Here is a 16,685-nt window from a genome sequence, read left to right on the forward strand (position 1 = left end):
GCGCGGTCACCGACATGTCAGTGGTCGTGCTGGTGCGTGTGGTCGTGGGTCTGGTGGTCGTGCCCGTGGTCGTGGTGGCCCGGCGCCGCGAGGGAGTCCTCGTCCTGGGCGCGGTAGAGGCTGGGGTCGCCCGGGCGCACGCCCGAGGCCAGGAGCTCGGCGTCGATCCGCGACAGGTTGTCGCGCCCGCCGGCCCCCATCGCGTCTCCCACGAGCAGCCCGGGGCCGGAGCGGCCCGCGGCGGTGCGGGCCTCCTCGCTGTCGGCCACGCCCTGCGCCATCAGGCCACGCACCTGGGCCCAGGTGGTCGCCGAGCCCTCGCCGGTGACCACGCCGTCCTCGACGTAGACGAAGTAGGGCGAGCCGGGGATGTCGTAGTCCACCCAGGCCGCGGACGACTGCACCACGTCGCGGTCGCCGGCCAGCGCCCGCAGGCTCGAGATCGACTCCTCGGCGGAGCCCTTGGCGATGATGTGCAGCGACCCCTCGCCCGGCACGTCGACCGAGCCCTGGAACTCGTCCCAGAAGGTCTGGCACACCGAGCAGCCGCTGGTCAGGAAGGCCAGCAGCGTGCGGCTGCCGGGGGCCGTGACGGTGACCTGCTGCTCGCGGCGGTCGAGGTCGGTGCCGACGATGTCGTGGGCCGTGGTGGAGTCCTTGCGGGTGGCCTGCACCACGCCGGTCTCCAGCTCGACCGGCACGGGGCCGGGCTTGCCACCGGTGGTCGCCAGGCTCACCCCGGTGCCGGCCTCCTTCTCGAGCTCGAGACCCGCGCCCAGCTCGTGCAGCGCCTTGAGGATGAGGGCATGGCTGCGCAGCAGTCCGAGGACGAGCACGCCGAGGAGCACGATGGCGACGCCCTCGGCGATCACGACGGCAAGCATTCTGTGGGTCAGCCCTTCGGGGTCGGAGCGGCCGTGGTGCGGATGGCCGCGGGCGAGGTCGTCGGCAGGACAGCCAGCACCTGCCAGGCGAGGAACCCGATGACGACCGCGAAGCCGGCCGTGGTGACCGTGGCCCCGTCGACGCCGGCCCACGCCGCGGCGGGCGGGTCGACGGCCACCAGCAGCGCGGTGAGCGCAGCCAGCGCGGTGAGCACGAGGTGGGCGCGGGTGGCGGGGGTGTCAGGCTTGCCGAAGCAGCCGCACGACCCGAGGACGCCGCCGCGCGCCAGCACCCGGGCCACGAAGGCAGTGAAGACGAGGTATGCCGCGGCGACCAGCCCCGCGGCATACCGACTCGGTGCGACCAGCGCCCAGACACCCAGGGCGACCTCGATGACGGCGAACGCGCGCACGAGCTGGCGGTGGACCGGCACCCCGGCGCCGCGCAGCGCGCGGACCAGGGGCAGCGGGTCGACGACCTTCGGGACCCCGGCCACGACGAGCAGCCCCGCCGCGGCGAGGAACGGTCCGGCTGCCAGGTCCCACATGTGGTCCAACCGTAGTCGAGGCAGCCCCGGAGACTCGGGTCAGTCGACCTTGTCGGCCACGTCGTCGGCGGCGTCAGCGGTCTCGTCGGCGACGTGCTTGCCCTTGGCGGTGACCTTGTCCTTGGCGTCGGACGCAGCCTCGGTGGCCTTGTCCTTCGCCTCGGAGGCCTTGTCCTTCACCTCGGTCGCCTTGTCCTTCACCGTCTCCGCGGCGCTGCTGGCCTTGTCCTTGGCAGCGTCGGCGAGGTTCGCGACCTTGCTGGTGCTGGAGTCACGACCGGTCGTCGGCGCGGTGTAGGGGTCGTCGAGCGGCGTGGCCCACGGGTCCTCGCGGGGCGCGGACTTGCGGAACGCCGCGACACCGGCGGCCACGGCCGCGGCCAGACCGAGGATCAGCAGGAACCGGCCCTTGCGCCGACGCGGCTTGGCCACCGCGTCGCCCTTGAGCACCGAGTAGGCGTCGGAAGAGCGGTCGGCGGTGTCGGCCGCAGCGGTCTTCGCAGCAGCCGAGGCCGCGGCGACGGCCGCGATGGCCTCGGCGACCTTGGGCAGCAGGGTGTCGACGATGGTGTCGCGCGCGGTGTCGACCTTCGGGGCCAGGCCCTCGACGGCGCCCTGCAGCTTGGGGGCGGCAACCTCGATGCCGTGGTCGACCCGGGGCTTGGCCCAGTCGCGGGCGGCCTCGATGCCGTGCTCGACGTGCGGCTTGCCCCAGTCCTTGGCCTGGACGGCACGCTCCTTGGCGACCTCGGCGGCCGGGGCCACCCGGTCCTTGAGTGACGATGCGTAGTCGGCGGCGCTCTGGGCGGAGCTGCTGACTGCCTCGGTGGCCTGCTCAGTCTTGGTCTTGGTGCGGAACACCGTGCCTCCTGTGACTTGGCGGATCTGGACTCCGTGACGCCGGTGAACCGGTGCCCCGTGGGGCCCCGGCCCCAGGCCGGACGGACGACTTCTCCCTACCCATCCTGCCTTGTTTCCGCTGGTGGGCAAGCCCGTGGGGGTACTGGGAGCCATCCCGAGGGGGTCCGCATGGAAGGATGCGTGACATGGACGTCACCCTCAAGACCAACCACGGCGACATCAACGTCACGCTGTTCCCCGACCACGCCCCGAAGACCGTCAAGAACTTCGTGGGACTGGCCAAGGGCGAGCAGGAGTACCGCGACGACGCCGGCCGCTCGAACCCCACGCCGTTCTTCGACGGACTGGTGTTCCACCGCATCATCCCGGGCTTCATGATCCAGGGTGGGTGCCCGCTGGGGCAGGGCTTCGGCGGCCCCGGCTACACCTTCGACGACGAGATCAGCCCCGACAAGGACTTCACCAAGCCCTACATGCTCGCCATGGCCAACGCCGGCAAGCGGATGGGCAAGGGCACCAACGGCTCGCAGTTCTTCATCACCGTCGGCAACGCCGCCTGGCTCCAGGGCAAGCACACCATCTTCGGTGAGGTGGCCGACGGCCCCAGCCGCGAGGTCGTCGACAAGATCGCGGCCGTCCCCACGGGTGCGAACGACAAGCCGCTCGAGGACGTTGTCATCGAGTCGGTCGTCGTCAACGACTGACCGCGACCGACACCTGGTTCGAGGTGCCCGGCCCGCACGGGCCGGGCACCTCGCGCCGATGGCCCGCGATGACCCCGAGACCCCGGAGCGCGACGCATGAGTGAGCCCACCGCAGACCCGCAGCAGCAGGCGCCTCCGGTGTGCCCGCGGCACCCCGACCGGGTCGCCTACGTGCGCTGCCAGCGGTGCGGCCGTCCGGTCTGCCCGGACTGCCAGCGCCCGGCCGCCGTCGGGGTGCAGTGCGTGGACTGCGTGAAGGCCCAGGCCAAGACGATGCGCACCACCCGCACGGTGTTCGGCGGCAACGTCACCGACACCCCGCGGGTCTCCTACGCCATCATCGCGATCTGTGTCGTCGTCTTCGTGCTCCAGACCGCGCGCCCCGGCCTGAGCCGCGACATCTCGTTCGTGCCCTACCTCGGTGCCCACGAACCGTGGCGGTTCCTCACCTCGGCGTTCGCCCACGCCACGATCACCCACATCCTGTTCAACATGCTCGCCCTGTGGATGGTGGGCGCGCAGTACCTCGAGCGACTGCTCGGTGGTGCCCGGTATGCGGCGGTCTACCTCGTCAGCGCGATCGGCGGCTCGGCCTGCTACCTCCTGCTGTCACCGGCCGTGCCCTTCCAGCCGGGCAACCCCAGCTCGTGGTACATCGGAGCCGTCGGTGCCTCCGGCGCCGTCTTCGGCCTCTTCGGTGCCCTGCTCGTGCTCAACCGGCACCTCGGCCGGTCCTCGGCCGGCATGTACGCGACGATCGGCCTCAACGCCGTCATCGGGTTCGTCGTGCCGGGCATCGCCTGGCAGGCCCACCTCGGCGGGCTGGTGACCGGTGCCGCCGTGGCCGGCGTCATCGCCGCGACCACCGCGAAGGAGCGCCGCCGCTGGCAGTGGCCGGGCGTCGTGCTCGTGCTGCTCGTGGTCGTCGCCGTCGCGGTCGCGAAGTATGCCGTGGCGCCCGGCGACATCCTCGCCTGAGGCTGCGGCTCCCACCCCAACCCACCCCATCCCGGGTGGATTACACGGCTGTCATTTGTCCCCAGCTGTGGAGAACCCTGTGGACAACCGGGTGTGGACAACCCCTGTGGACGGCTCCGGAGGGTCGGTCAGCGCCAGCGGGTGGTCATCGCGAAGCCGGAGAGCATCAGGCCGAAACCGACCCCGAGGTTCCACCGGCCGAAGGCCTCGATCGGGAACCGCTGGCTCGTGATGTAGAAGACCACGATCCACAGGAGGCCGACGACCATGAGCGTCAGCATCACCGGCACGAACCAGGGCGGGTTCCCGACCTTGGCCTTCGCGGGCTTGCTCGGCGGGGTGTACGCGCGCTTGGCGCGACCCTTGGACTCAGGCACGGAAACACTCCTCGTAGCTCGGACAGCGCCATCACCGTCGCGACGTGTGGCATAGCGTAGTGCCATGGCGGACCAGCGGCTGACGTGGCTGACACGCCGCCCTACCGCTTGGTCGGCCGTCGTGCCCCTGGTCGCGCTGGGTGCGGGCGTGCTCTTCGCGCTGAGCGCGGCCACCGCCCGCGGCACCGATCTGCGCTCCTCCGGTGGGGACCTCCCCGGCCTGATCCGCGAGCAGACCCGCCAGAACTCCGCGCTGGCGTCCCGGGTCGCCTCGCTGCGTGCCGAGGTCGACCGGCTGTCCGCCCAGCAGGCGCCCGGCGACCTGCGCGTGACCCAGCTGACCAGGGAGGGCGACCAGCTCGCGCTCGCCGCCGGCACCCAGGCGGTGTCGGGCCCGACGGTGCAGGTCACCCTCACGGATGCCCGCAACGTCCCCTCCGTGCTCCCCGACGGCATCTCGGTCGACGACTACGTCGTGCACCAGCAGGACGTCCAGGCCGTCGTCAACGCCCTCTGGGAGGGCGGTGCCGAGGCGATGATGCTGATGGACCAACGGGTGATCTCCACCAGCGCGGTCCGGTGCGTCGGCAACACCCTCATCCTCCAGGGCCGGGTCTACTCCCCTCCCTACGTGATCACTGCCATCGGCAACCAGACCGACCTGCGCGCGTCACTCGATCGCAGCCCGGCGGTCGCCATCTACAAGCAGTGGGTCGGCGCGGTCGGGGTCGGCTACGACGTGCAGTCCCGTCGTGAGCAGACCTTCCCCGCCTACGCGGGCTCCATCAACCTCGAGAGAGCAAGGACCACCCGGTGAAGCTGGCCCGCTGGACCCTCGGCATCGTCGGCGACCTGTTGGTCACGGCCGGACTCGTCCTGCTCCTGTTCGTCGGGTGGCAGCTCTGGTTCACCGACGTCACCGCCAACCGCACCCAGGACGCCACCGTCTCGCGGCTGACCCGTGACTTCGCGAAGCCGCCGGCCAGCGCCCCGGGCACCGAGACGCCCAAGGCGGTGCCGTTCGGGTCGGCGTTCGCGATCGTGCGGATCCCCCGCTTCGGCGCCGACTACGCCCGCCCGGTGCTCGAGGGCACCAGCCGCGACATCCTCCAGGACGGCATCGGCCACTACGACGGCACCGTCCTGCCGGGCGCGGTCGGCAACTTCGCCGTCGCCGGGCACCGCACCACCTACGGTCGCCCGTTCCACGACATCGACACCCTGCGCACCGGTGACCTGATCGTGGTCGAGACCAAGGCGGCATACAGCGTGTATGCCGTGAAGCGGCACGAGATCGTGGCGCCCACCGACGTCCAGGTGGTCGCGCCGGTGCCCGACAAGCCGGGCGTGAAGCCGACGGAGCGCTGGATGACGATGACCGCGTGCCACCCGAAGTACAGCGCGGCGCAGCGCTACGTGGTGTTCGCGCAGCTCGTGAAGACGTACCCGCACGCCGACGGCCTCCCCGCCGGCACCCTGACCGTTCCCCTGAGCTCCTCCAAGAAGGCGGCCTGACCGATGATCTACTCCGCGATCTGGCGGGCGCTGCCCGGTCCCCTCGTCGTCCGGGTGCTGCTCGCCGTCGTGCTGGTGCTGGCCGTCGTCGCGGTCCTCTTCGTGTGGGTGTTCCCCCGGATCGCGCCGCTGATGCCGTTCAACGACAACACCGTCGACCCGAGCGCCGGGGTCGTCGCGCACGTCAGGGAGGTCTGATGACCGGCATCCTCGTCGTCGACAACTACGACAGCTTCGTCTTCACGATCGTCGGCTACCTCCAGCAGCTGGGCGCCGAGTGTGAGGTCGTGCGCAACGACGCGCTCGGTCCGGCCGACGGAGCCGACTTCGACGGGGTGCTCATCTCCCCCGGGCCCGGGACCCCCGAGGAGGCCGGCGTCTCGATGGCGATGATCGAGGCCTGTGCCGAGCGGTCCCAGCCGATGCTCGGCGTCTGCCTCGGCCACCAGGCCCTCGGGGTCGTCGTCGGCGCCACGGTCGGGCGGGCGCCCGAGCTCCTGCACGGCAAGACCTCCCGGGTCCTCCACGACGACACCGGCGTGCTGGCCGGCCTCCCGTCGCCGTTCACCGCGACCCGCTACCACTCGCTGACGATCGACCCGGCGACCGTCCCCGACACGCTGGTCGCCAACGGGCACACCGAATCGGGCATCATCATGGCCGCCCGGCACCGCGACCTACCGCTGCACGGCGTGCAGTTCCACCCGGAGAGCGTGCTGACCGAGGGTGGCCACCGGATCCTCGCCAACTGGCTGGTCGGCTGCGGGCTCCAGGACGCGGTCGCCCGCTCGGCCGGCCTGAGCCCGCTGGTCCACGACGCCGAGGGCGTGGCGCGGGCGGTCGCGGCCGGCTAGACCCGTTTTGCGGTCCGGGGGCTACGGCGTGATGGTGGGCACCGTGGTGGACGTCGTCGGTGGCGTGGTCGGCTCGGTGGTGGCCGTCGTCGGGGGAGTCGTCGGGGTCTGCACCGGCGGGGGCGGCTGGGCGATGGTGAGGGTGATCGTCGACCCGTCCTCGACCTTCGTCTTGGCCTTGATGCTCTGCTTGAGCACCGAGTTCTCGGCCTCCGTGCTGTCGACGTAGGTCGTCTTCACGCTGAGCCCGAGCTCACCGAGGATGTCGGCGGCCTCGTTGCGGGTCTTGCCCACGACGTCGGGCACGGTCACCTTGCCGGACGACACGTTGAGGTTGATGGCCGAGCCGACCGGGACCTCCTCGCCGGCGGCCGGCGAGGTCGTGAAAACCTTGCCCTTGTCCAGCCCGGTGTCGTCGACCTGTTTGACCGTGCCGACCTTGAGGTCGAGCGCCGCGAGCCGCGCAGTGGCCTCGTCCTGGGTGAACCCCTTGAGGTCGGGCAGCTCGACCGTGTCCGGTCCGGCGGAGACGCTGATGCCCACCTTGCTGCCGTCGGCGACCATCTCGTCGGCGCCGGGGTTCTGGTCGACCACCACCCCGATGTCCTTGGAGCTGGCGACCTGGGTCGCCTCGGGCACCAGCCCGACGGCCCTGATCTTGGCCTCGGCCGCAGCCTGCGGCAGGTCGATGACAGCCGGCACGGCCACCTTCGGTGCGTCCGTCGGCGGCCGGTCGAGCAGGGCCTTGCCGGCGACACCCAACAACACGAGCGCGCCGAGGACGGCGAGCACGAGCAGGAAGTAGGCCAGCCCGCGCCGCTTGCGCGGCTCGTCGTCGGGGTCGTGGCCGATGGCGGGCAGGCTGGCGGTGTTGGAGCCCACCGGCTCCGGCGGGTCGTCGTACCCACCGGTCGGCGCGAACACCGTCGTCGCGGCGGCTCCCACGGGGGTGGCGATCGCGACGGTGGCGTCGGCGGCGCTCCCGGCAGTGCCGCGCGCGGCGTCGCTGATCGGGCGCCCGAGCCGGGCGGCCTGGAGGTCGGCGCGGAACGCGGTGGCGTCTTGGTAGCGGGCCTCGCGGTCCTTGGCCAGCGAGTGCAGGACGACCGCGTCGAGCGCGGGGTCGACCGCCGGGTTGAGGGTGGAGGGTCGCGGCGGCGGCTGCCCGACGTGCTGGTAGGCGATGGCGACCGGCGAGTCGGCCTGGAACGGTGGACGGCCGGTGAGCAGCTCGAAGAGGAGGCAGCCGGTGGAGTACAGGTCCGAGCGGGCGTCGACGTGGTGGCCCTGGGCCTGCTCCGGGGAGAGGTACTGGGCGGTGCCGATGACGGCCTGCGTCTGCGTCATCGTGGCGTTCGCGTCGGCGACCGCCCGGGCGATGCCGAAGTCCATCACCTTGATCTGGCCCTGGGGCCCGATCATGACGTTGGCCGGCTTGATGTCGCGGTGCACGATCCCCATGCGGTGGCTGTAGGCCAGGGCGTCGAGCACACCCTCGGTGATGCGGGCGGCCTCGGCCGGGTCGAGGGGCGAGCTGGCGTTGAGCAGCTCGCGCAGGGTCCGACCCTCGACGAACTCCATGACGATGTAGGGCACCGGGACCGAGGCGCCCCCGGTCTCGATCGCGTGGTCCTCGCCCGAGTCGTAGACCGCCACGATCGAGGCGTGGTTCAGGCCGGCCGCCGACTGTGCCTCGCGGCGGAACCGGTTGAGGAACTGGGTGTCTCGGGCCAGGTCGGACCGCAGCATCTTGATCGCCACGGGTCGCGAGAGCCGGGTGTCGTGGCCGAGGTGGACCTCGGCCATCCCGCCCCGGCCGAGGAGCTCCCCGACCTCGTAGCGTCCCCCGAGCAGACGTGGTGCGCTCACTTCTTCCTTCCCCCCTTGCCCTTGCCGTCGCCCTTCCCGGGCGAGGGCTTGGGTGAAACCGTGGCTGTGGTGGTGCGCGACGCCGTGGCCGTCCTGGTGGCGGACGGCGTCGTCGGTGGCGTGGTGGTCGCAACCAGCGGCGTGCTCGTCTGCTGCGTCTCGGCCGGCGTGCGCGCTGACCCCCCACCTCCCAGGGCGATCGCCGCGACCACGACCACGAGGACCACCGCCGCGGCGGCGACGGGGAGCAGCCAGGCCGGACGCCGGGTGTCGTGCTCCCCGGTGTCGTGCTCCCCGGTGTCGTGCTCCGTGGTGTCGTGCTCCGTGGTGTCGTCGACCGACGTGGCGACCGCGACCGCGACGCCGAGTGGTGCCGAGGTGGGGATCACCGACGTCGGCAGGGGCTGGTCGGGGGCCAGGTCGAGCGGGGTCCCCACGATCGTCGGGGTGACCGCCGCAGCCGCACCGGCCCGCAGGTGCTCCGGCGCCTCGCCCGCGGGGAGCCGCAGGGCCTCGGCGAACTCGGCCGCGCTCTGGGGGCGCTGCGCCGGGTTCTTGGCCAGTCCCGCCATCACGGTCGTGCGCAGCGGATCCTCGATGTCCTCGGAGAGCTGCGGAGCGGGTTGGCTCACGTGGGCGAGGGCGGTGGCCACCATGGACTCACCGGAGAACGGTCGCTCCCCGGTCAGCATCTCGTAGCCGACGACCGCCAGCGCGTAGACGTCGCTCAGGGGACCGGCCTGCGCGCCCTTGGCCTGCTCGGGGGCGAGGTAGTGGGGCGTGCCCAGGACCTCACCGGTCTGGGTCAGCGAGGCCTCGCCGAGGGCGCGCGCGATGCCGAAGTCGGTCAGCTTGGCGTAGCCCTGGGGGTCCACGACGATGTTGGCCGGCTTGACGTCGCGGTGGACCACTCCCGCGTCGTGGGCGGCCTGCAGGGCCAGGGCGGTCTGGTGGAGGATCTCGGTGACCTCGGCGTGGGGCATCGGGGCGCGCTCGGCGATGAGGGTCGAGAGCGGCACCCCGGTCATCAGCTCCATGACGAGGAAGGCCTGCCCGTCGTGCTCGCCGAAGTCGTGGACCGTGCCGACGTTGGGGTGCGAGAGCTGGCTGCTGAGCCGTGCCTCGGCGCGGAACCGCTCGACGAAGCCCTCGTCCTGGGCGCTGTCCGGCAGCAGGACCTTGACGGCGACGGCGCGGTCGAGGGTCTCGTCGTGGGCCCGCCACACCTCGCCCATGCCACCGGCCGCGATCCGCTCGACCAGCCGGTAGCGGTCGGCGATGAGGTCCTGCGGTGCGTAGGTCATCGGCCCAGCACCGCTTCCATGACGGCCTTGGCGATCGGCGCGGCGACCCGGCCACCGGCGGCCTCGTTGCCCGCGTTGCCGCCGTCCTCGACGACGACCGCGACCGCGACCTTGGGGTCGTTCGACGGCGCGAAGCCGGTGAACCAGGCGTGCGGGGGCTTGCCCTTGGCGTGCTGGGCGGTCCCGGTCTTGCCGGCCACGTCGATCCCGCTGATCTGGGCGGCCCGGCCGGTGCCGCTCTTGACGACCGCCTCCATCATCCGGGTCAGCGCCGCGGCGGTGTCGGCGGACACGGCCTGCGAGAGCTGCTCGGGCTGGGGCTCGTCGATGACCTCGAGGTCGGAGGACGTCACCCTCTTGACCAGGTGGGGGCGCATGACGACGCCGTTGTTGGCGATGGCGGCCGAGATCATCGCGACCTGCAGGGGTGTGACCCGCACGTCGTACTGGCCGATCGCCGACTGGGCCAGCTGCGGCTGGTCGAGCTCGGCGGGCACCGAGCTGGGCGTGACCGACATCGGGATCTGCAGCCGGTCGCCCATCCCGAACTTGGCCGCCTGGGCCCGGAAGTCGTCGGCGCCGACCTGCATGCCCAGCCAGCCGAAGGCGGTGTTGCAGGAGATCTCCAGCGCGTGGGTCAGCGTCGTCTTGTTGTTGGCGCCGCACGAGCCGCGGAAGTCGTTCGGCAGGTCGTCGTCGGTCTGGGGCAGGTCGAGCACGGCCGGCCCGGGGATCACGCTCTCCTCGGTGTACTTCCCGGACTCCAGCGCGGCCGCGGCAGTGACGACCTTGAAGGTCGAGCCGGGGGGGTAGAGGTTGCCGGCGATGGCCCGGTCGACCATCGGCTGCGTCGAGTCGGCGTTCAGCCGCTTCCAGGCTGCGACGACCTTGTCGGTGTCGTGGCTGCTCAGCGAGGCCGGGTCGTATGCCGGGTGGCTGACCAGCGCGAGGATCTCACCGGTGGTGGGGTCGATGGCGACGACCGCGCCGCGCTGGTTGCCCAGCGCCTTGTCGGCCGCGGCCTGCGCCTTCGCGTTGATGGTGAGCTCGATGCTCGCCCCGGTCTGGTCCTTCCCGGTGAGGATGTCGGAGACCCGGCGGTAGAAGAGCTTGTCCGACGAGCCGGACAGCAGGTCGTTCTCGGCCCCCTCGATGCCGCCACCGGCGCCGTAGGTGAACGAGTAGTAGCCGGTGAGGTGCGAGTAGAGCTCACCCTGCGGGTAGGTGCGCAGCCACTTCAGCTCGTCGTCGGTGGCCGTCGACTTCGCGACCGGCTTGCCACCGACGAGGATCTGGCCGCGCTCGCGGGCGTAGTTGGCCAGCAGGGTGCGCCGGTTCTCCGGGCGGTCCTGGAGCGACTTGGCCTGCACGAACTGGATGTAGGTCGTGGAGATGAGCAGCGCCGTGAACAGCATGGCCACGACGGTGGACAGGCGGCGGATCGGGGAGTTCACCGGATCGCCACCACTTCGGTCTTGGCCTCACCCGACGGGCTGGGGCCGGTCCGGACCTCCTCGACGGGTCGGCGGGCGACGTCGCTGATGCGCAGCAGCAGGGCGACGAGGGACCAGTTGGCCAGCAGGGAGGAGCCTCCGTAGGAGAGGAATGGCATGGTCAGCCCGGTCAGCGGGATCACGCGGGTGACGCCGCCGACGACGACGAAGCACTGCAGGGCCACCGAGAAGGCCAGGCCACTGGCGAGCAGCTTGCCGAACCCGTCGCGCACCCCGAGGGCGGTCCGCAGGCCGCGCTCGACGAGGAGCACGTAGAGGACCAGCAGCGCGAACAGGCCGACCAACCCGAGCTCCTCGCCGAAGCTCGGGAAGATGAAGTCGGACTCGGCGAAGTAGGTCAGGTCGGGACGCCCGCGACCCAGGCCGGTGCCGAGGAGGCCACCGGCCGCCATACCCATCAGGCCCTTGGCGACCTGGTCGGACTGGTCGGGTGCGAACGGGTCGAGCCACAGGTGCACCCGCGCCTGCACGTGGCCGAAGGCGAGGTAGGCGACGTAGGCGCCGGCGCAGAACAACGTCATGCCGATCGCGATCCACGAGGTGCGCTCGGTGGCGACGTAGAGCATCGAGACGAACAGGCCGAAGAGCAGGAGCGAGGAGCCGAGGTCCTTCTCGAAGACGAGCACGAGGAGGCTGAGCACCCAGGCGACGATGATCGGGCCGAGGTCGCGCCCGCGCGGGAAGGTGAACCCGAGGACCTTGCGACCAGCCAGCGACAGGGCGTCACGGGTCTGCACGAGGTAGCCCGCGAAGAACACCGCCAGCACGATCTTGGCGACCTCACCCGGCTGGAAGGTGAACGGCCCCAGGCCGATCCAGATGCGTGAGCCGTTGACGGTGCGCCCGATCCCCGGGAGCAGCGGGAGGATGAGCAGGCCGAAACCGACGACCGCGGCGGTGAAGGTGTAGCGGCGCAGCATCCGGTGGTCGCGCAGGAACCACAGGACCACGGCCGCGATCGCCACGGCCAGGGCGCTCCAGGTCAGCTGGCGCAGGGCCAGTCCCTCGCTGATGTCGCGCCCCTCGGCGATGTCGAGCCGGTGGATCATCACCAGGCCCAGGCCGTTGAGCAGCGTCACGATCGGCAGCAGCAGCGGGTCGGCGTAGGCGGCCTTCCAGCGCAGCAGCAGGTGGAAGGCGAGCGAGATGGCCAGGAGCCCGGTGCCGTGCGTGACCAGTCCCGGGGGGAAGGCCCCGGAGACGGAGAGGCCGACGTTGACGTAGGCGAGCACCACGATCGCGACGGCGAGCAGCAACAGGACCAGCTCGACGTTGCGGCGGGTGCGGGGGGCGACGCTGGAGACCGTCGTCATCGCGTGGTCGTGGACGACGGTGACGACGTCGTCGTGGTCGGACTGGTGGTGGTCGAGGGCGTGGTCGGCGTGCTGCCGGTGCCGGAGTCGTCACAGGTGCTGGGACTGGCCGCACAGCGCAGCGCCTCGGTGCGCAGCTGGCTCACCAGTGCCTCGGCGTCCTGGAGGGTGTCGGTCGACACCCGGTCCTCGACCTTGGTCCGGTAGAAGTCGGGGAGGTCGGCCACGCGGACGTCGGACTCGGACTTCACGTGGGAGAGGCCGATCGGGCCGACGTCCTGAGTCACCCCCTGGTAGATGGCGACGTTGCCGTCGTGCGCGCCGACGAAGTACTGGCGCTGCGACCAGGTGTACGCGGCATACGCGCCCCCACCGACGACGATGAGCACGACCAGTAGCACGGCGATCAGGCGCAGCCAGCGTCCCGGCCCCGAGGCCGGGCCCTCCTCGGCGAGGGTGACGTCCTCGACGTCCTCCTCACCGGAGGCTTCGCGCGACAGGGCGGCCGCCTTGGCGGCCGGCGTGACCGGGATCGGCCGGGTGCCCCTGGTGCGGGTGGCCGCGGCGCCGACGATCTGGGGCTGGGTCGGCGGGGCGGCGACCTTGGTGAGGTCGACGACGTCGCCGATGACGATGGTGACGTTGTCGGGTGCGCCGGCCTTCAGCGCGAGGTCGACCAGGCGGTCGGCCGTGGCGCCCGGCGGCTGCCCGGCCAGGACCATCTCGGCGATGGTGTCGCCCGCGACGTAGTCGGTGAGGCCGTCGGAGGCGATCAGGTAGCGGTCGCCGATGCGGGCCTCGCGGACCATCACGTCGGGCTCGTCGTCCTGCTGGCCGGTGAGGACGCGGGTCACGAGGGAGCGCTGCGGGTGGCCGATCGCCTCGTCCTCGGTGATCCGCCCCTCGTCGACGAGGCTCTGGACGAACGAGTGGTCCTTGGTGATCTGGGTCAGCTTGCCGTCGCGGGCGAGGAAGGCGCGGGAGTCGCCGATGTGGGCCAGCACCAGCTTGTTCTGGGAGCGCAGGATGGCGATCAGCGTCGTGCCCATCCCCTGCAGGCGCGGCTCGGCCTTCGCCATCTCCGCGAGCTCATCGTTGGCGGCCGAGATCCGTTGCAGGAGAGCGGTGCTCGCTTCCTTGCTGCCCAGCGCCTCGCCGTCGAGGTCGACCAGGGCACCGATGACGGTGGACGACGCGATGTCACCCCCGGCGTGGCCGCCCATGCCGTCGGCCATCGCGAGGAGGCGCGGCCCGGCATAGCCGGAGTCCTGGTTCTCCGAACGGACCATGCCGACGTCGGAGCGTGCGGCGTAGTGGAAGGCGAAGGGCATCGTCGTCGCTGCCTATCGCCTGAGCTCGATGACGGTCTTGCCGATCCGCAGGGTGCTGCCGGCCTCGACGCGCACGGGTCCGGTGAGGCGCTCGGTGCCGACGAAGGTGCCGTTGGTGGAGCCGAGGTCCTCGACGAACCAGGCGTTGTCACGGTGGAAGATCCGCGCGTGCCGACCGCTGGCGAAGTCGTCGTCCAGGACCAGCGCGCACTCGGGGTTGCGGCCGATGACGGTGCCGGCCTCGCGCAACGGCAGGCTGGTGCCGGTCAGTGCGCCGCCGGTGACGACCAGGGTGCGGGGAGCAGTCGAGTGCGGCTGTCGCTTCGGGCGTTTCTGGGGTGCCCCCTGGCCGTCGCCCCGACGGGCGGCCGGCGCGGGCTTGCGGGCGGTGCGGCTCACGACCCGGGTGCCGTAGAGGTCGCCCCGGAGCACGCCGACGACGCTGAAGACGAAGATCCACAGGAGGACGAGGAGCCCGAGGCGGATGATCGTGAGGGTGAGTTCACTCATGCGTGGGGATCACCGCCGCCCGGCGCGGTAGATGACGGAGGTGCGCCCCACCGTGATCCGGTCCCCGTCGGACAGGCGCTGACTGGTGATCCGCTCGCTGTTGACGAACGTGCCGTTGGTCGACCCCATGTCGCGGATGCTCGCGACCAGGTGCGGGCCGTCGTTGGTCACCCGGATCTCGCTGTGCCGCCTGGAGATCCCGGGGTCGTCGAGGATGATGTCGGCGCTGTCGTCGCGACCGAGCACCGTCATGGCGCCCATCAGCGGGTAGCGCTCGCCGTCGACGTCGAGCCATGGCCGGTCGGCCGGGTTGACCCGCCGCGGCTGGGCCGGGGGTGCGACCGGGGCCTGGCGCTGGGTCGCCTCAAGCCCGTCGTCCTCGGTGTGCCGCGGGCTCGGGACCGGCGCGGCCGGCGCCGGTGCGACGGGGCTGGGAGCCGGCGCGGCGGCATACCCCTCCTCACCCCGGCCGGGACTGGTGCCGGGGCGGCGGGCCGTGGAGGTGCGCAGCCGGAAGACGCCGGTCTCGAGGTCGTTGGCGCTGGCGAAGGTGACCTGGAGCGGTCCGCCCGGCTGGTAGCGCTGCGACTCGGCGTGCTCCTGGGCGGCGGCGATCAGCTCGACCTCGAGCTCCTCGTCGTAGCCGCCGAGGCGGTCGTAGTCGGTGTCGGAGAGCTCCACGGTGAACAGGTTGGGCACGATCGTGCGGCCCTGGCCGAGGACGGCGGCGCGGTCGTCCATGGCGCGGCGGATCGCCGAGGCGATCTCCACCGGCTGCACCTCGGACTTGAAGGCGCGCGCGAAGGCACCGTTGACGGCACGCTCGAGACGCTGCTCGACGCGGTCGAACAGACCCATCGGTGCCACCTCCTCACGTGTTGCCCGGGACGCCAGTCGGACATCGGCCGGTCCGGTCTGGTCCACGATCGTAACCGGCTGGTCTGGGCTGGTCGCTCACGCGCGCCGGGAGAAACCCCCCAGTGAGCCGGTTTGGTGAATCCGGGGGGTGTCCGCCACAATTGGCCGGTCCCACGCGCGAGTGGCGGAACGGCAGACGCGCTGCGTTCAGGTCGCAGTGTCCGAAAGGGCGTGGGGGTTCAAATCCCCCCTCGCGCACCCTGACAGTGAAGGCCCCCAACCACTTCGGTTGGGGGCCTTCCGTCGTGAGTGGAGGCCGTGGAGGGCGGAAACCTGCAGGTCAGGGACTTGCGCCGGACTGCGGGCGACGCCCATCGGGCATAGCCTGACGACAGCGGAGCCTTCCGCCGCACTCGTCAAGGAGGACGCCATGAGCACGACGCCTGAGCCGGCCAGCTCTACTGCCGCAACCGGACCCGACGAGGCCGAAGCCGTCGAGGCCACGAAGACCGCTGAGGCCGTGGAACCCGAGACCACCGAGAAGACCGACGCCACCGAGGCCGAGGACACGGAGGCCGAGGACACGGAGGCCGAGGACACGGAGGCCGACACCGCCTCCGATGCGGATGGCAGCGAGGCAGCACCGCCGACCGCCCCGACGCCGTCGCGCTCCACCTCGCCTGACAAGGACACCGACAAGGACACCGACAAGGACACCGAACGGGACACCGAACGGGACACCGAACGGGCGTCGGATGACGGCCCGGACGACGGCCCGGACGAGAAGTCGGAGGATGACCGGCAGAAGTCGGCCGAGGAGTTCGCGGCCGAGCACGACCCCGCGAACCACGACGTCGCTGCCGGTGAGGAGTTCCGCCAGCCCGGGGACTGGACCGCGGACGAGGCCGGAGGTCCACAGGTCTTCGACGACGAGGGCAACCTCGTCTCCGAGGGAGGCGAGCCGACCGGTGCGTCCGACGAGACGGACAGCGGCGACGGTGCCCCTGCCGGCTCGTCGTCCGGTGGCGGGCGCCGCGTCTCCGAGCTCGACGAGGTCAGGGACGGTGGCTACAGCGTGGGTTCGGCGGCCACCCTCCACGACGGCGCCTTGCCGCTGGGCCACCCGGTCAAGGCCTGGGAGGACACCAAGACCTTCGTCACCGAGGACCACGACCACTACGACGAGGCGGAGCCGGACGTGTGGTTCACCGACGCCGACGCCGCCCAGCGCGCCGGTTTCCGTCCGGCCGACTGAGGCGTTCCCC

General features: G+C 71.6%; 18 protein-coding genes and 1 tRNA gene. 8 read left to right on the forward strand and 11 right to left on the reverse strand.

Annotation, left to right across the window (positions count from 1 at the left end):
• Positions 1–17: 17 nt before the first annotated feature.
• Genes ASG95_RS00905 through ASG95_RS00915 form a run of 3 tightly spaced genes read right to left on the reverse strand, consistent with a single transcriptional unit; the run spans position 18 to position 2,293 of the window.
• On the reverse strand, positions 18–872 hold the full coding sequence (locus tag ASG95_RS00905; RefSeq protein ID WP_162259337.1) for a hypothetical protein: 855 nt from the start codon (positions 870–872) through the stop codon (positions 18–20).
• 20 nt (positions 873–892) lie between these two features.
• Positions 893–1,432, reverse strand: a complete 540-nt coding sequence (locus ASG95_RS00910) for a MauE/DoxX family redox-associated membrane protein (RefSeq protein WP_057376218.1) — start codon at positions 1,430–1,432, stop codon at positions 893–895.
• 39 nt (positions 1,433–1,471) lie between these two features.
• Entirely contained in the window at positions 1,472–2,293 is an 822-nt protein-coding gene (locus ASG95_RS00915; RefSeq protein WP_057376219.1) for a hypothetical protein, read from the reverse strand.
• A gap of 185 nt (positions 2,294–2,478) precedes the next feature.
• Here ASG95_RS00915 and ASG95_RS00920 point away from each other — a divergent pair, with 185 nt between their 5' ends.
• A complete protein-coding gene (locus tag ASG95_RS00920; protein ID WP_057376220.1) occupies positions 2,479–2,997 on the forward strand; it encodes a peptidylprolyl isomerase in 519 nt (172 codons plus the stop codon).
• A gap of 96 nt (positions 2,998–3,093) precedes the next feature.
• Entirely contained in the window at positions 3,094–3,975 is an 882-nt protein-coding gene (locus tag ASG95_RS00925; protein WP_057376221.1) for a rhomboid family intramembrane serine protease, read from the forward strand.
• Between the two features lie 128 nt (positions 3,976–4,103).
• Here ASG95_RS00925 and ASG95_RS00930 read toward each other — a convergent pair whose 3' ends face one another.
• Complete coding sequence (locus tag ASG95_RS00930) at positions 4,104–4,352, reverse strand: cell division protein CrgA (RefSeq protein WP_056921335.1); 249 nt, start codon at positions 4,350–4,352, stop codon at positions 4,104–4,106.
• A gap of 64 nt (positions 4,353–4,416) precedes the next feature.
• Between ASG95_RS00930 and ASG95_RS00935 the strand changes: the two genes are divergently transcribed.
• From ASG95_RS00935 to ASG95_RS00950, 4 genes are read left to right on the forward strand one after another with little or no spacing between them, the layout of a single operon-like run.
• Positions 4,417–5,169: a DUF881 domain-containing protein gene (locus ASG95_RS00935; RefSeq protein WP_056921334.1), complete on the forward strand. Its 753-nt coding sequence runs from the start codon at positions 4,417–4,419 to the stop codon at positions 5,167–5,169.
• Positions 5,166–5,867 carry a class E sortase gene (locus ASG95_RS00940; protein WP_057376222.1) on the forward strand — a complete coding sequence of 234 codons (702 nt, stop codon included), beginning with the start codon at positions 5,166–5,168 and terminating at the stop codon, positions 5,865–5,867. Before ASG95_RS00935 ends, ASG95_RS00940 begins: the two co-directional genes overlap by 4 nt.
• A gap of 3 nt (positions 5,868–5,870) precedes the next feature.
• Positions 5,871–6,065 carry a hypothetical protein gene (locus tag ASG95_RS00945; RefSeq protein WP_369820344.1) on the forward strand — a complete coding sequence of 65 codons (195 nt, stop codon included), beginning with the start codon at positions 5,871–5,873 and terminating at the stop codon, positions 6,063–6,065.
• The gene (locus tag ASG95_RS00950; protein WP_057376223.1) at positions 6,065–6,721 is read left to right on the forward strand and encodes an aminodeoxychorismate/anthranilate synthase component II; all 657 of its coding nucleotides are present in this window, start codon (positions 6,065–6,067) and stop codon (positions 6,719–6,721) included. The genes ASG95_RS00945 and ASG95_RS00950 overlap by 1 nt, the downstream gene beginning before the upstream one ends.
• A gap of 21 nt (positions 6,722–6,742) precedes the next feature.
• On the opposite strand, the gene pknB is transcribed toward ASG95_RS00950, so the two are convergent.
• The 7 genes from pknB to ASG95_RS00985 are packed head-to-tail and all read right to left on the reverse strand — an operon-like array spanning position 6,743 to position 15,420.
• Complete coding sequence (pknB, locus tag ASG95_RS00955) at positions 6,743–8,590, reverse strand: Stk1 family PASTA domain-containing Ser/Thr kinase (RefSeq protein WP_057376224.1); 1,848 nt, start codon at positions 8,588–8,590, stop codon at positions 6,743–6,745.
• Positions 8,587–9,894 (reverse strand): serine/threonine-protein kinase, encoded by a 1,308-nt coding sequence (locus tag ASG95_RS00960; protein ID WP_082592239.1) that lies wholly within the window; start codon positions 9,892–9,894, stop codon positions 8,587–8,589. The genes pknB and ASG95_RS00960 overlap by 4 nt, the downstream gene beginning before the upstream one ends.
• Positions 9,891–11,348: a penicillin-binding protein 2 gene (locus tag ASG95_RS00965; RefSeq protein WP_057376225.1), complete on the reverse strand. Its 1,458-nt coding sequence runs from the start codon at positions 11,346–11,348 to the stop codon at positions 9,891–9,893. The genes ASG95_RS00960 and ASG95_RS00965 overlap by 4 nt, the downstream gene beginning before the upstream one ends.
• Entirely contained in the window at positions 11,345–12,721 is a 1,377-nt protein-coding gene (locus ASG95_RS00970) for an FtsW/RodA/SpoVE family cell cycle protein (RefSeq protein WP_057376226.1), read from the reverse strand. Before ASG95_RS00970 ends, ASG95_RS00965 begins: the two co-directional genes overlap by 4 nt.
• Entirely contained in the window at positions 12,718–14,052 is a 1,335-nt protein-coding gene (locus ASG95_RS00975; RefSeq protein WP_056921328.1) for a PP2C family serine/threonine-protein phosphatase, read from the reverse strand. Before ASG95_RS00975 ends, ASG95_RS00970 begins: the two co-directional genes overlap by 4 nt.
• 12 nt (positions 14,053–14,064) lie before the next feature.
• The gene (locus tag ASG95_RS00980; protein WP_056921327.1) at positions 14,065–14,562 is read right to left on the reverse strand and encodes an FHA domain-containing protein; all 498 of its coding nucleotides are present in this window, start codon (positions 14,560–14,562) and stop codon (positions 14,065–14,067) included.
• A 9-nt stretch (positions 14,563–14,571) separates the two neighbouring features.
• Complete coding sequence (locus tag ASG95_RS00985; RefSeq protein ID WP_057376227.1) at positions 14,572–15,420, reverse strand: DUF3662 and FHA domain-containing protein; 849 nt, start codon at positions 15,418–15,420, stop codon at positions 14,572–14,574.
• Between the two features lie 175 nt (positions 15,421–15,595).
• On the opposite strand from ASG95_RS00985, the gene ASG95_RS00990 reads away from it, so the two are divergent.
• Together ASG95_RS00990 and ASG95_RS00995 are read left to right on the forward strand one after the other, a co-directional pair.
• Positions 15,596–15,678 (forward strand) — tRNA-Leu (locus tag ASG95_RS00990).
• 172 nt (positions 15,679–15,850) lie between these two features.
• Positions 15,851–16,675: a hypothetical protein gene (locus ASG95_RS00995; RefSeq protein ID WP_057376228.1), complete on the forward strand. Its 825-nt coding sequence runs from the start codon at positions 15,851–15,853 to the stop codon at positions 16,673–16,675.
• Positions 16,676–16,685 lie beyond the last annotated feature (10 nt).

This window comes from Phycicoccus sp. Soil803 (genome assembly GCF_001429685.1).
In the GTDB taxonomy this organism is placed as follows: domain Bacteria; phylum Actinomycetota; class Actinomycetes; order Actinomycetales; family Dermatophilaceae; genus Pedococcus.

Coding starts and splice junctions, on each gene's coding strand:
- ASG95_RS00910 (WP_057376218.1), bottom strand. CDS start 1,432: ATGTGGGACCTGGCAGCCGGACCGTTCCTCGCCGCGGCGGGGCTGCTC.
- ASG95_RS00920 (WP_057376220.1), top strand. CDS start 2,479: ATGGACGTCACCCTCAAGACCAACCACGGCGACATCAACGTCACGCTG.
- ASG95_RS00925 (WP_057376221.1), top strand. CDS start 3,094: ATGAGTGAGCCCACCGCAGACCCGCAGCAGCAGGCGCCTCCGGTGTGC.
- ASG95_RS00935 (WP_056921334.1), top strand. CDS start 4,417: ATGGCGGACCAGCGGCTGACGTGGCTGACACGCCGCCCTACCGCTTGG.
- ASG95_RS00945 (WP_369820344.1), top strand. CDS start 5,871: ATGATCTACTCCGCGATCTGGCGGGCGCTGCCCGGTCCCCTCGTCGTC.
- ASG95_RS00950 (WP_057376223.1), top strand. CDS start 6,065: ATGACCGGCATCCTCGTCGTCGACAACTACGACAGCTTCGTCTTCACG.
- ASG95_RS00960 (WP_082592239.1), bottom strand. CDS start 9,894: ATGACCTACGCACCGCAGGACCTCATCGCCGACCGCTACCGGCTGGTC.
- ASG95_RS00970 (WP_057376226.1), bottom strand. CDS start 12,721: ATGACGACGGTCTCCAGCGTCGCCCCCCGCACCCGCCGCAACGTCGAG.
- ASG95_RS00975 (WP_056921328.1), bottom strand. CDS start 14,052: ATGCCCTTCGCCTTCCACTACGCCGCACGCTCCGACGTCGGCATGGTC.
- ASG95_RS00980 (WP_056921327.1), bottom strand. CDS start 14,562: ATGAGTGAACTCACCCTCACGATCATCCGCCTCGGGCTCCTCGTCCTC.
- ASG95_RS00985 (WP_057376227.1), bottom strand. CDS start 15,420: ATGGGTCTGTTCGACCGCGTCGAGCAGCGTCTCGAGCGTGCCGTCAAC.
- ASG95_RS00995 (WP_057376228.1), top strand. CDS start 15,851: ATGAGCACGACGCCTGAGCCGGCCAGCTCTACTGCCGCAACCGGACCC.